Below are 12,884 nucleotides of genomic sequence, written 5' to 3'. Positions count from 1 at the left end.
GACCCTGCAAATCCCTTAGAAGTCAGCTTTGGGTTTTGCGGGGATATCAGTGGACACTTCGGCTTTTCTCGTCGCCTTCGCGACGCTTTTCGCGACCGTCGGTGTCGCCGATATCGCCTTCATCTTCGCCGCGCTGACCAAGGATCATTCGCCGGCCCAGCGTCGCCTCTTTGCCACGCGCGGCGTCATCATCGCGCTGCTGATCCTCTTGTTCTTCGCCTTCCTCGGCAATGCGATCCTGGAAGTTTTCGGCATTACCATTCCGGCGCTGCGCACCGCGGGCGGCGTGCTGTTGCTGCTTATTGCCATCGACATGGTCTTTGCCCGCCATTCGGGCGGTACCGGCACCACCGACGAGGAGGAGAGCGAGGCCCGCCACGCTCACGACATCTCGGTTTTTCCCCTGGCCATGCCGCTGCTGGCCGGCCCCGGGGCCATCAGCGCCGTCATCCTGCTGACGACCGGTGCCGATTCGGATGCCGAATTCTGGCTGGTCATCGCAGCCATTGTGGTCATCCTGTTCCTCGCCTGGCTGACCTTGCTCGTCGCCATCCCGATCCAGCGCCTGCTTGGCCTGACGGGTCTTTCCGTGGTCTCCCGCGTCGTCGGCATCCTGCTCGCGGCCTTGGCCGTGCAGTTCGTCTTCGACGGCATCAAGGCTTCGGGTCTCTTGGGCGGCTGAAAAACTATTTGGCGAACTGGCAGCGTCCCGTGGGTGCGAGTGCCGCAATCGCGCGGGGATCGCAGCCGGTCGACAGGAACATCAGCCAGTCATTGGTCGAGCCGTAAAACACATTGCGATCGACCTCGCCGCGCACGCCCGGTACCACGCCGGTCTGCGTGTACTGCCAAAAGGTCCAAGGACGGTTTTCGTAGCGCTCATGCGGCTCGGCAGCGGTCGAGCGCAGCCAAAACGTGTTCGGAAAATATTCGCCGGCCAGAATATCGCGGTGGAAATTCATGTCTGTATAGATGATCGGCAGTTTTCCCGTGTGCCGCTCCATCACCTCGAGCATCAGCCGGATCTTTTCCAGCGCATCGGCCTTGTTCGGCTTGGTCTTGCAGCTCGAATGATTGTTCCATTCGAGATCGAGCACAGGCGGCAGAGCGCTGGGGTCAGCCGGCACGTTCTGCACGAACCAGTTGGCCTGTTCCGAAGCGAGCGAGCACCAGGTCATGAAGTGATAGGCGCCCCGCGGCATGCCGGCGTCGCGGGCGCGCACCCAGTTCGTTCGGAAATTGGGGTCGACATAGTCCTTGCCTTCGGTCGCCTTCATGAAGACGAAATGCGTGCCGGTCTCGCGCGCGCGGACGAAGTCGACATTTTCCTGATAGCGCGCCACGTCGATGCCCTGCACCGGCATGGTCCGCGCTCGGTCGACCGCCTTGTGGGGACGATTGTCACCCGGAATGGCGCCATAAAGTCCGCCGCCGGTGGCGCATGCCGCCAGGGCTGTGACCGCCAGGCCCATCACGGCATTGCGCAATAGAGCGGAAACAGAGGCGGGCAAACGGAAGGCGCGGGCCATCAACAAACTCGAGTCACAAAGACAAACTGAGCCTTTGATTCAACATGGCGCGGTTAATGGAAGTTTAGGGTAACCAATGTGGCAGCTGGCATGGTTAATAGACCATTCTTTGTTCGCTCTCCGTTCTTGACTCAGATCATCCTTCTGCTAGCGTTGCGAGGGGTTTGGGGGCATTCCACATGGTGACGCGCGTCGCGACGGTGGCGTTCCAGGGCATCGAGGCCGTGCCGGTCGATGTTCAGGTGCAGATTGCGCCGGGCCTCGCCAAATTTCTCGTCGTTGGATTGCCTGATAAGGCGGTGAAAGAATCGAGCGAGCGCGTCCGCGCCGCCCTCGTCGCCTCCGGCCTCGGCCTGCCGCCAAAACGCATCACCATCAATCTCGCGCCCGCCGATCTGCCCAAGGAAGGCAGCCACTATGACCTGCCCATAGCTCTCGGCCTGATGGCGGCCATGGGCGCCATTCCGCAGGATGCGCTGGATCGCTACCTCGTGCTCGGCGAACTGGGGCTCGATGGGCGTCTAGCCCATGTCGACGGCGTTCTCCCGGCCGCCATTGCCGCGGCCTCGCGCGATCTGGGCATCATCTGCTCCACCGCTTCCGGCCCCGAAGCCGCTTGGGCCAATGACGAGATCGACATCGTCGCCGCCGATAGTCTCCTTGCCCTCGTCAATCACCTCGTCGGCCGCCAGTTGCAGGCGCGGCCCAAGCCGGCTCGGCAATTGATCGATGCCTCCGCCCTGCCCGACCTCGCCGATGTGCGCGGCCAAACCATCGCTCGCCGCGCCCTGGAAGTCGCCGCCGCCGGTGGCCACAATCTTCTCTTTGTCGGGCCTCCCGGCGCCGGAAAATCCATGCTGGCCGCCCGCCTGCCCTCCATCCTCCCGCCGCTCAGCCCCCGCGAACTGCTCGATGTGTCGATGATCCAGTCGATCGCAGGCGAACTGGCCGGTGGCGCCCTCTCCGATCGGCGCCCCTTTCGCGCGCCACACCATTCCGCCTCCATGGCGGCGCTGGTCGGCGGCGGGCTGAAAGTGCGGCCGGGCGAAGCGACCCTGGCGCATAACGGCGTGCTCTTCCTCGATGAGCTGCCCGAATTCGGCCCCAGCGTTTTGGATAGCCTCCGCCAACCCCTCGAAAGCGGCGAAACTGTCATCGCCCGGGCCAATGCAAGGGTGACTTATCCCAGCCGCTTCCAGCTCATCGCCGCCATGAATCCGTGTAAATGCGGCATGGCCGGCACGCCGGGCCATATCTGCAAGCGGGGCAATGCCTGTGCCGCCGATTATCAGGCCCGCGTCTCCGGCCCCTTCCTCGATCGCATCGATATCCGCATCGACGTGCCGGCCGTTTCCGCGACCGACATGATCGGTGCCGCCGGCGCGGCCGAACCCTCCTCCACCGTGGCCAAGCGCGTGGCTGCCGCCCGCGAGCGCCAGCGCCAGCGCTATGAGGCAGCCGGCGTGCCCGACATCCTCACCAATGCCGCCGCGGGGGCCACCCTGATCGAAAAACTGGTCGAGCCCGATCGCGAAAGCCAGACCCTGCTCCTCCAGGCTGCCGAACGCTTCAATCTTTCGGCCCGCGCCTATCACCGTGTCCTAAAAGTCGCCCGCACGCTTGCCGATCTCTCCGGCGTCGATAAGGTGGCCCGGCCCCATATCGCCGAGGCCCTGAGCTACCGTCTCAACTTTGGCGCCGCCTGATCTTCCGGAGTCTTTTGTTCCCATGCGTCACCGCATTTCCGCCGGCGTCCTCGCTTTGCGCGATGAAAAAATCCTGCTCGTGCGTCATTTTCGTCCGGGCGAGCACGATTTCTGGGCCGGCCCGGGCGGCGGCGCCGAAGGCGCTGAGGAACTCTGGCAGGCGGCCGAACGCGAGGCTTTTGAGGAAACCGGCCTGTGCGTCAAGGCGCGCTCCATGGCCTATATCGATGAGCTGGTCGACGACTGGGGCCGCATCGTCAAATTCTGGTTCCTGGCCGATTATGTCTCGGGCGAAATCGACGTCACGGCCAATCCTGCCGAAGGCGAAAGCATCACCGAAGCCGGCTGGTTTTCGCGGGAAAACCTGCCGCAAGGCTATGTTTTTCCAGAAGTTTTGCGCGATCGCTTCTGGGACGACCTGAAGACCGGATTTCAGAGCCCGGTAAAACTCCCGCTGCGCCAGTCGATTTTCTAGGAGAAGATCGTGCGGCGCGGAGAGCCGGTGCAGTGGAACGACAGTCGTGGCTTCGGGTTCATCCTCGCCGATGACGGCGAGCGCTATTTCGTCCATATCTCCAATATCGGCCGCATCGCCACCCGGCCGCGCGATGGTGACCTTGTCTCATTCAGGCCCGGAAAATCCAAGGACGGTCGGTTGGAAGCAAAATCGGTCGCCATTCTTGGTGCCAATCCAAAACCAACTCTTGCCCAACTGCGACGCGGCACCGAGGAGCCCGTCAGCCGCACGTGGCGATTCCCTGTCGCCGGCCTCTTTGCCGCGCTGATTGTGCTCGGGTTTGCTCTCGGCCATCTACCCCTGCTGCTCGCCGGCCTCTACGTCATCGTCGGGCTGCTGTCCTTCGCAGCCTATGCAAACGACAAGCGTTTCGCCGAAAGTGGGCAATGGCGCATTAGCGAGGCCACTCTGCTCGGCCTCGACCTCTGCTTTGGTATTGTGGGCGGGCTGCTTGGCCAGGAGGTTTTCCGGCACAAGACACGCAAGGAAAACTATGTCGGGACAACGATGCTCCTCGTCGGCGTCCACCTGCTTTGGCTCCTTGGCTTTGCTACAGGCTTTATCCGGCTCGAAGAGCTTTCTGGCCTCGCCACCGAACTTGTCAGCGCCTTCCGCTAGAGCCGCACTGTTTCACGTGAATCCGTAGGAGCTTCAGGCTTCGCTATGCCTGCGATCGCGCGACCAGCTATCGCGCCATTCCCGCTCCAGCACGGCCCGGCGCTTACCAAAGCGCTCTTCGGTGATGATCAGGTTGACGATACGGTCGGTCCGAAAATTGCGAAAATCCTGTCGCAACAGGCACCAGGCGGCAATCGTCTGCTTGCCTTCGTAAAAAGCCAGCCCTACCGGCCAAAGGGTGCGCGACGTCGCTCGCCCCTGTTCGTCTTCATAGTCGATCGTGACAGCCCGTTCCTGGCGCATGGCGAGACGAATGTCGCCCAGGACTGGAATGGGCTTGCGTCCGCCCCACACGGCCACGGGCCAAAGCGCCGTATCGCTGATCCGGTCGCGTAGGTCCTCAGGCGAGGCGGTGGCAATCTTGGCCAGTGCATTGCGCGCGGCTGCGCCGAGGCCGTCGTCGGGCTGGGTCTCCACCCATCTGGCGCCCAGCACCAGCGCTTCCAGTTCCTCGGGCGAAAACATCAGTGGCGGCAGGAAAAAGCCGGGTTTCAGCATATAGCCGATGCCCGCCTCGCCATCGATCGGCGCGCCGAGGCCAATCAGGGTCTGGATATCGCGATAGAGCGTGCGCACCGAAACTGCCTGTTCCTCGGCCAGGGCCGCAGCCGTAATCGGTCGGCGGTGGCGCCTCAGGGCGTCCATGATGGCGAAAAGCCGTTCGGTCTTGTCCATGCATTCCCCCTCCCGCAAAGGCGAATCTGGTGCCAGATTCTCGCCATCGAATCCATGCCTAAACATGAATTTTGTTCATGTTTTGATCTGGTCGTGGAAAACGAAAAAGGCCGCATGATCATGTTCGGATCATGCGGCCCAAAAATGTCAGCTCTCGTCGGGCGTCTTAGGCGATTTCGATATCGCACCAGTGGCTATAGGGCCGTTCCGGCGTGTGAATGATATTGGGGAAGTGCGGATTGTGCAGCGCATCCGCCAAATTCTGGTCTTCGAGGCAGAAACCGGCATGCTTTCCATAATGCTTGCCGTTGAGCCCCGGCACCGGAATATCGGTCCAGACACTATTATAGACCTGTACGCCCGGCCGGTCCGACCAAATCTTCAGGGTAAGATCCTTAGCCGGCGAAACAACCGTGGCGATCGGATCGGCATGCTTGCGGCCGGTATCGAGCACCATGCCGATGTCATAATCGACGGCGGCGCCATTGGCGTCGCGCATAGTGCGCGGCTGGCGAAGGTCATATTGCGTGCCGCGCGAGGGCAGGATGGCGCCGGTCGGCGCCAGATCGTCGCCAAGCAGCGTATAGGCGCTCGAATTGACCTGGATCGTATGGTCGAGCACGTTTTCGGTGGTGCCGAGGTTGAAATATTGGTGCTGCACGAGGCTGATCGGCGTCGCGCGGTCGGTCGTGGCGGTCAGTTCCAGCCGCAGCTTGTTTCCATGCAGGCTGTAGGTGGCGGCAAAATTGACATTGCCGGGATAGCCCATGGCGCCATCGGGCGAGAAATGGGTGAAGCGCACCGCATTATTGGCGCTATCGGCCTGGCCCGACCAGACCTGGCGACCGAGGCCTTCGGCCCCGCCATGCAGCTGTAACTCGCCGGCATTGGGCGGCAGTTTGTAGGTCACGCCATCGATTTCAAAACTGGCGCCCTTGATGCGATTTGCCACGCGCCCGGCCAGCGAGCCGAAATGCGGGCTGTGTTCGAGATAGGCGGCAAAATTGTCAAAGCCGAGCACGACACTGCGCTCGCCCCCGGCCAGTGGCACGCGCCAGTCCCTTACTGCCACGCCATAGCCGATGATATCGACGGTAACGCCGGTATCGCTCACCAGTCGGAACTGGTCGACGCGCTTGCCGCCATGCTCGCCAAAGGTCGAAACGTCGATGCCCATAGACAATCCCCTCACTCGCTCGGGGCGGAGCTTTAGCGCTATTTGCCCGTGCAGGGCAACGGCGCTCTTGACCTTTTGGGGCGCTCCGCAAACTGTGTGAGGAAGCAAGAGAAACGATTGCGGGGGATAGTGTGAGTGATGAAGCGGCCCGGCGGCGGGTAACGGTGCACGATGTGGCACGCGCAGCCGGTGTATCCCTGGCGACGGTCGACCGCGTTCTCAATGGCCGCCCCGGCGTGCGCGCCGCGACCACCGAAAGGGTCGAAGAGGCCATAAAAAGCCTCGGCTTCTCCCGCGATCTCAATGCCTCCCTCATGGCTCGCTCGCGCAATCTGAAGGTGGTTTTCTTCATCCCCGACGGCTCCAACGAGTTCATGGATTCTCTGGCCGAAGCAGTCACCCGCCGCGCCGGCCCGACTCTGGCCGATCGCATGCACCTGGAAACCCAGCGCATTCGCGCCCTCGACACCGGCGCCCTCGCCGCCGGGCTCGATGCGCTCGATCCCCGGACCTGCGATTGCGCCGTTATCGTCACCAGTGAAGAGCCCGACATTCTCGCCGCGGTTGATTCGGCCACCCGTCGCGGCATCGCGGTCATGACCCTGGTTTCGGACCTGCCCGGCTCCAATCGCCGCCATTTCATCGGCGTCGACAATGTCGCCGCCGGCCGCACCGCCGCTTCCCTCCTTGGCCGCTTTTTGCCTCAGGGCGGCCAGGTGGCCGTCATCGCCGGTTCGCTGCACCTGCGCGACCACCTCGAACGCCTCGAAGGTTTTCGCCAGATTCTTTCCGCCGATTTTTCGGATATCGAGCTGCTGGGCCCGTTGGAGGGTCATGATGAGCGCGCCGAAACCGAGGCGCTCGTTTCGAAACTTCTCGCCGAAAATCCAGGGCTTTCTGGCATCTACAATCTCGGCGCCGGTAATGCGGGCCTGGTGTCGGCGCTCAAAAGCTCCGGGCGTGCTGGCAAGCTCCGCGTCATCGCCCATGAATTGACGGCCCCCACCCGCGAAGGCCTGCACTTCGGCGCCATCGACGTGGTGCTGGATCAAAATCCCGACGGTGAAATCCGCGAGGCCATTGCCGCGGCGCGTTCCCTCGCTTTGGGCGCGGCGCGCCATGTCGCCACCGACCCCATTGAAATTGGCATTTTCCTGCGCGACAATCTGAGATAAGAAGACCGCCATTCCAACAGGGCGGGCCCGGAAACACGGGTGGGAGGACGATCCATTGCTTTGCAATCTCAAAATTGAGGTACGTGCCTCATGACCTATCTCGGCATTGATATCGGCACGTCTGGGGTGAAGGCGCTGCTCATCGACGAGCATGGCCGCGCCCTAGGCGAAGCGTCGGCCCCCGCCGTGGAGCCGGTGCGTCCGCATCCCGGCTGGTCGGAGCAGAACCCCACCGATTGGTGGACAGCAACGCTCGCCGCCGTGGACAAGCTCAAAGCGTCCCATCCGTCGGAACTCGCCTCCGTCCGCGGCATCGGCCTTTCCGGCCACATGCATGGCGCGACCCTGCTCGGCAAAAATGACGAAGTTCTGCGTCCCTGCATCCTCTGGAACGACGGCCGCTCCGCCGCCGAATGCCTCGAAATGGAAGCAGCGCTACCCACCCTGCGAAACCTTTCGGGCAATATCGCCATGCCCGGCTTTACGGCTCCCAAGATCGCCTGGGTCCGCAAGCACGAGCCTGAAATCTACGACAAGATCGCCAAGGTCCTTCTTCCCAAGGCCTATGTGCGTCTGCTCCTCACCGGCGAACACGTGGAAGACATGTCCGACGCCGCCGGCACGCTCTGGCTCGATGTCGCCAAGCGCGACTGGTCCGACGATCTCTTGGCCGTGACCGGCCTCACCCGCGATCACATGCCGCGTCTAGTGGAAGGCTCCGCCCCCTCGGCCCAGCTCAAGCGCGACCTCGCGCAGCGCTGGGGCATGGATGATGCCGTCATCGTCGCCGGTGGCGCCGGCGACAACGCCGCCGCCGCCTGCGGTATCGGCGCCATTCGCCCCGGCGAGGGCTTTGTTTCCCTCGGCACGTCGGGCGTGCTCTTCGTTTCCAACGAACGTTTTAGCCCCAACACCGCCGGCGCCGTCCACGCCTTCTGCCACGCCATCCCCGACACCTGGCACCAGATGGGCGTCATCCTCTCGGCCACCGATTCCCTCAATTGGCTGAGCCGCATCACCGGCAAGAAGCAGGCCGAGCTTTCCGGCGAAGCCGAAGCACAGTTTACCGGCCCAGGCGAAGCGATCTTCCTGCCCTATCTCTCGGGTGAACGCACGCCGCACAACAATGCCGGCGCCCGCGGCTACTTCACTGGCCTTTCCCAGTCGACCGACACCGCCCAGATGGCGCAGGCCGTCATGGAGGGCGTCACCTTCGCCATGCGCGATTGCCAGCGCGTCCTTGCCGATGCCGGCACCAAGATCGATCGCCTGCTGGCCGTCGGCGGCGGCTCCAAGTCCGCCTTGTGGCTGAAAATGCTGGCCACCAATCTCGACATGGAAATCGCCCTCCCCGAGGATGGCGATTTCGGTGGCGCCCTCGGCGCCGCCCGCCTCGGCCTCTGCGCCGCGGAGGGTGCAAAACCCGCCGACGTCATGGCCATGCCGCCCATCAAGACCACCATCGCGCCCGACAGAACCTTGTCGGCCGCCTATTCCGATCAATATGCGCGATACCGCGCGCTCTACCCCGCCATCGAGGAGGCACGTAAGTGACGGATTTCTTTAAGGGAATTTCCCAGGTCAAGTTTGAAGGGCCGAACAGCAAGAACGCCCTGGCCTATCGCCACTACAACAAGGATGAAGTGATCGCCGGCAAGCGGATGGAAGACCATATCCGTCCCGCCATCGCCTATTGGCATACCTTTGCGCAGGAAGGTGGTGACCCGTTCGGCGGCCGCACTTTCGATCGTCCCTGGTTCGACAAGGGTCTTGAAGGCGCCAAGCTCAAGGCGGAAGTGGCCTTCGAATTCTTCAACCTCATCGACGTGCCCTATTTCGCCTTCCACGACGTAGACGTGGCCCCCGAAGGCGCCACCCTCGACGAGAGCAACAAGAATCTTCGCGTTATCGGCGACATCATCGCCGCAAGAATGCAGGAATCGGGCAAGAAACTCCTCTGGGGCACGGCCAACCTCTTCTCGAACCGCCGTTACATGGCCGGCGCCGCCACCAATCCCGACCCTTCCGTCTTCGCCTATGCCGCCGGCCAGGTGAAGGCCGTGCTCGAGCTGACCCACGAACTGGGTGGCGAGAACTATGTCCTCTGGGGCGGCCGCGAAGGCTATGAAACCCTGCTCAATACCAAGATCGGTCAGGAACAGGACCAGATGGCCCGCTTCCTGACCCTGGTCATCGAGCACGCCGAAAGGATCGGCTTCAAGGGCCAGATCCTCATCGAACCCAAGCCGCAGGAACCGTCAAAACACCAGTACGACTATGACGTCGCCACCGTGTACGGCTTCCTCCAGAAGTACGGTCTCGAAAAGAAGGTGAAGTGCAATATCGAGGTCGGCCACGCCTTCCTCGCCGGCCACTCCTTCGAGCACGAACTGGCCGTGGCCTCGTCGCTCGGCATGCTCGGCTCGGTCGACGCCAACCGCAACGATCTGCAGTCCGGTTGGGACACCGACCACTTCCCCAACAATGCCGGGGAAATGGCGCTGGCCTTCTATTACATCCTGAAGCAGGGCGGCCTCGGCAAGGGCGGCTTCAACTTTGACGCCAAGGTGCGCCGCCAGTCGCTCGACCCGGCTGACCTCCTGCACGGTCACATCCTCGGCCTCGATACCCTGGCCCGCGGCCTCAAGGGCGCGGTGGCACTCATCGAAGACGGCGAGTTCGACAAGCTGCTCGACGATCGCTACGCCGCCTGGAACAATGGCATCGGCAAGGACATCCTTGGTGGCAAGCTCAGCCTTGCTGACATCGCCGCCAAGGTGCATGCCGAAAACATCAACCCGCAGCCGCGCTCGGGCCGCCAGGAATATCTCGAAAACCTGGTCAACCGGTTCGTTTGATGATCCGCCCGATCGAGCCCGCCGACCGGGAAGCATGGACGCAATTGTGGAAGGCCTATTTGGCCTTCTACGAAACCGTCCTCCCCAACGAGATCTATGCCTCGACCTGGTCGCGTCTGCTCGATCCCACTGAACCCACCTGGGGCGCCCTGGCGCTCCAGGATGGCGTGCCGGTTGGGCTGGTGCATTGGATTTATCACCGCCACAACTGGACCATCGCTGATACCTGCTACCTGCAAGACCTCTTTGTCGCGCCCGAAGGCCGCGGCCAAGGTTTTGGGAGCGCACTGATCGACCATGTCGCCGCCGATGCCACTGCCAAGGGCAGCTCGCGCGTCTATTGGCTCACCCAAGAATCCAATGCCACGGCGCGCGCCCTCTACGACAAGGTCGCGCAGCGCTCGGGCTTCATTCAATACCGGCGGAACCTGCCGACCTCCTAGGACACTGTCATGCCGCAACTGACAAATCCCATCCTGCCGGGCTTTAATCCCGATCCCTCGATCCTGCGCGTCGGCGACGACTATTACATCGCCACCTCCACCTTCGAGTGGTATCCGGGCGTGCAGATCCATCATTCGAAGGATCTGGCAAACTGGGACCTGATCACCCGGCCCCTTACGCGAAAAAGCCAGCTCGACATGCGCGGCGATCCCGACAGCTGCGGTGTCTGGGCCCCCTGTTTGACGCATGACGGCGAAAAGTTCTGGCTCGTCTATACCGACGTCAAGCGCAAGGACGGCTCCTTCAAGGACGCCCACAATTACATCGTCTGGGCCGACAACATCGAAGGCCCGTGGTCCGATCCGATTTATGTCAATTCCTCGGGCTTTGACCCCTCCCTTTTCCACGATGACGACGGCAAGAAGTGGTTCGTCAACATGCTGTGGGACCATCGCCGCCGGCCGCTGCTTTTTGCCGGCATTGCTCTCCAGGAATTCGATCCCAAGGCCGGCAAGCTCGTCGGTCCGATCACTAATATCTATCAGGGCACCGACCTGAAACTCGTCGAAGGCCCGCATCTCTACAAGCGCAATGGCTGGTATTATCTGCTGACCGCCGAAGGCGGCACGGCTTATGACCACGCCTGCACCTTTGCCCGCTCGCGCACCATCGATGGGCAATACGAAACCCATCCGCAGAAACACATTCTGACCTCCAAGGACGCCCCGCTCGCGCCCTTGCAGCGTGCCGGCCATGGCGACATCGTCGAAACGCCCGAGGGCAAAACCTATCTCGTGCATCTCACCGGTCGCCCCACCACCCAAGAGCGCCGCTGCGTCCTTGGCCGCGAAACGGCGATTCAAGAGGCCTATTGGGGCGACGACGATTGGCTCTACGTAAAGAACGGCCCGGTGCCGTCCCTCCACGTCGAAGTGCCCGGCACCCGCGACGAACAGAAGTATTTTGCTGAGCGCCGCTACACGTTCGAAAACGGCCTGCCGATCGACTTCCAGTGGCTACGCACGCCCGAAACCGAGCGCATCTTCAAGACCGAAGCCGGCAAGCTGACCCTCTTCGGCCGCGAATCCATCGGCTCGTGGTTTGAACAGGCCCTTGTCGCCCGCCGCCAGCAGCATTTCTCCTATGATGCCGAAACCGTGGTCGATTTCGCCGCCACCGACGAACGCACCATGGCCGGCCTCACGGCCTATTACAGCCGCTACAATTTCTTCTATCTGGCGGTAACGGCCCATTCCGATGGCCAGCGCGAACTTCTTATAATGAACTCGGAAGTCTCCTGGCCCGATGGCAACCTGACCTTCCCCGCGGCTCCGGTCCAGATTCCCAATACCGGCAAGGTCAAGCTCGCCCTCACCATTCGCGGCAGAAAGCTGCAGTTCTTCTACGCCCTCGAGGGCCAGGACCTGCAATCCATAGGCCCCGTGCTCGATGCCTCGATTCTCTCCGACGAATGCGGTGGCCACCAGGCCCACGGCAGCTTTACGGGTGCCTTTGTCGGCGTCGCGGCCCACGACCTCAACGGCACCGCCAGCCCCGCCACCTTCGACTATTTTACCTATCGCCCCCAGCACGATCCCTCGGATCGTTATGAGATCGATAGCCTGGTCGGCAAGGCGTAAACCATTACGCCTCCCCAACCCACCGCACGTCATCCTCGGGCTTGACCCGAGGACACTTCACTTCTCAATGATGTGGCTGGGGCTCACCACCTAGCCGGGGCCTGCCGCCACCCCCTCCCATCCTCCCCCATCAAGGGGGAGGTGTCGTATCGAGTGCGTGGCGCGGTCTAGCCTGGACCGCAGTCCCTTCACCTCCCCCTTGATGGGGGAGGCCGGGAGGGGGTGGATCGGTACTCACCAATCTATCCATCTTATCCCCTCCCTCACTTATGCCCTCATAATAGCCCCATCCAACCTCGCATGGACGGTCTGCAGACGACAGTAGCGAGGGGGCCCTGCAGGGGATCGTCTCCCATGCACGTTCGGGGCTGGCCGCTTGCGACGAGCGATCAAAAGTCGCCGATAGTTCCCGCCCGAAAACTTCGAACCGTGCCGCAGGCAATTTCGTTCCAGTGGAGCGAAATTAGGTGAGAAGGCCATGAGAG

General features: G+C 62.4%; 12 protein-coding genes. 9 read left to right on the top strand and 3 right to left on the bottom strand.

Annotated features, from left to right (window positions below):
• The first annotated feature begins 49 nt into the window (after positions 1 to 49).
• Positions 50 to 682, top strand: coding sequence for a MarC family protein (locus J7557_RS07800; protein ID WP_291419023.1), 633 nt, complete (start codon positions 50 to 52; stop codon positions 680 to 682).
• A gap of 4 nt (positions 683 to 686) precedes the next feature.
• On the opposite strand, the gene J7557_RS07795 is transcribed toward J7557_RS07800, so the two are convergent.
• Positions 687 to 1,529, bottom strand: a complete 843-nt coding sequence (locus J7557_RS07795; protein WP_291419021.1) for a GH25 family lysozyme — start codon at positions 1,527 to 1,529, stop codon at positions 687 to 689.
• 179 nt (positions 1,530 to 1,708) lie between these two features.
• On the opposite strand from J7557_RS07795, the gene J7557_RS07790 reads away from it, so the two are divergent.
• From J7557_RS07790 to J7557_RS07780, 3 genes are read left to right on the top strand one after another with little or no spacing between them, the layout of a single operon-like run.
• The gene (locus J7557_RS07790) at positions 1,709 to 3,235 is read left to right on the top strand and encodes a YifB family Mg chelatase-like AAA ATPase (RefSeq protein ID WP_291419019.1); all 1,527 of its coding nucleotides are present in this window, start codon (positions 1,709 to 1,711) and stop codon (positions 3,233 to 3,235) included.
• Between the two features lie 22 nt (positions 3,236 to 3,257).
• A complete protein-coding gene (locus tag J7557_RS07785) occupies positions 3,258 to 3,710 on the top strand; it encodes an NUDIX domain-containing protein (protein WP_291419017.1) in 453 nt (150 codons plus the stop codon).
• Between the two features lie 9 nt (positions 3,711 to 3,719).
• Positions 3,720 to 4,370 carry a DUF1294 domain-containing protein gene (locus J7557_RS07780; protein ID WP_291419015.1) on the top strand — a complete coding sequence of 217 codons (651 nt, stop codon included), beginning with the start codon at positions 3,720 to 3,722 and terminating at the stop codon, positions 4,368 to 4,370.
• 33 nt (positions 4,371 to 4,403) lie between these two features.
• On the opposite strand, the gene J7557_RS07775 is transcribed toward J7557_RS07780, so the two are convergent.
• Positions 4,404 to 5,105, bottom strand: a complete 702-nt coding sequence (locus J7557_RS07775) for a YafY family protein (RefSeq protein ID WP_291419013.1) — start codon at positions 5,103 to 5,105, stop codon at positions 4,404 to 4,406.
• A 166-nt stretch (positions 5,106 to 5,271) separates the two neighbouring features.
• Positions 5,272 to 6,282, bottom strand: a complete 1,011-nt coding sequence (locus J7557_RS07770) for an aldose epimerase family protein (protein WP_291419011.1) — start codon at positions 6,280 to 6,282, stop codon at positions 5,272 to 5,274.
• A 131-nt stretch (positions 6,283 to 6,413) separates the two neighbouring features.
• Between J7557_RS07770 and J7557_RS07765 the strand changes: the two genes are divergently transcribed.
• From J7557_RS07765 to J7557_RS07745, 5 genes are all read left to right on the top strand, one after another.
• A complete protein-coding gene (locus J7557_RS07765; RefSeq protein WP_291419010.1) occupies positions 6,414 to 7,457 on the top strand; it encodes a LacI family DNA-binding transcriptional regulator in 1,044 nt (347 codons plus the stop codon).
• 90 nt (positions 7,458 to 7,547) lie between these two features.
• The gene (gene xylB, locus J7557_RS07760) at positions 7,548 to 9,011 is read left to right on the top strand and encodes a xylulokinase (RefSeq protein WP_291419008.1); all 1,464 of its coding nucleotides are present in this window, start codon (positions 7,548 to 7,550) and stop codon (positions 9,009 to 9,011) included.
• Positions 9,008 to 10,315 (top strand): xylose isomerase, encoded by a 1,308-nt coding sequence (gene xylA / locus J7557_RS07755; RefSeq protein WP_291419006.1) that lies wholly within the window; start codon positions 9,008 to 9,010, stop codon positions 10,313 to 10,315. The genes xylB and xylA overlap by 4 nt, the downstream gene beginning before the upstream one ends.
• A complete protein-coding gene (locus J7557_RS07750) occupies positions 10,315 to 10,758 on the top strand; it encodes a GNAT family N-acetyltransferase (RefSeq protein WP_291419004.1) in 444 nt (147 codons plus the stop codon). Before xylA ends, J7557_RS07750 begins: the two co-directional genes overlap by 1 nt.
• Before the next feature lie 9 nt (positions 10,759 to 10,767).
• Positions 10,768 to 12,399 carry a glycoside hydrolase family 43 protein gene (locus tag J7557_RS07745; protein WP_291419002.1) on the top strand — a complete coding sequence of 544 codons (1,632 nt, stop codon included), beginning with the start codon at positions 10,768 to 10,770 and terminating at the stop codon, positions 12,397 to 12,399.
• Positions 12,400 to 12,884: the final 485 nt, after the last annotated feature.

This window comes from Devosia sp. (assembly GCF_017744655.1).
Lineage (GTDB): Bacteria > Pseudomonadota > Alphaproteobacteria > Rhizobiales > Devosiaceae > Devosia.
The sequence above is the reverse complement of the archived record's forward strand: the minus strand, read 5'-3'. Positions and strand labels throughout refer to the sequence as shown.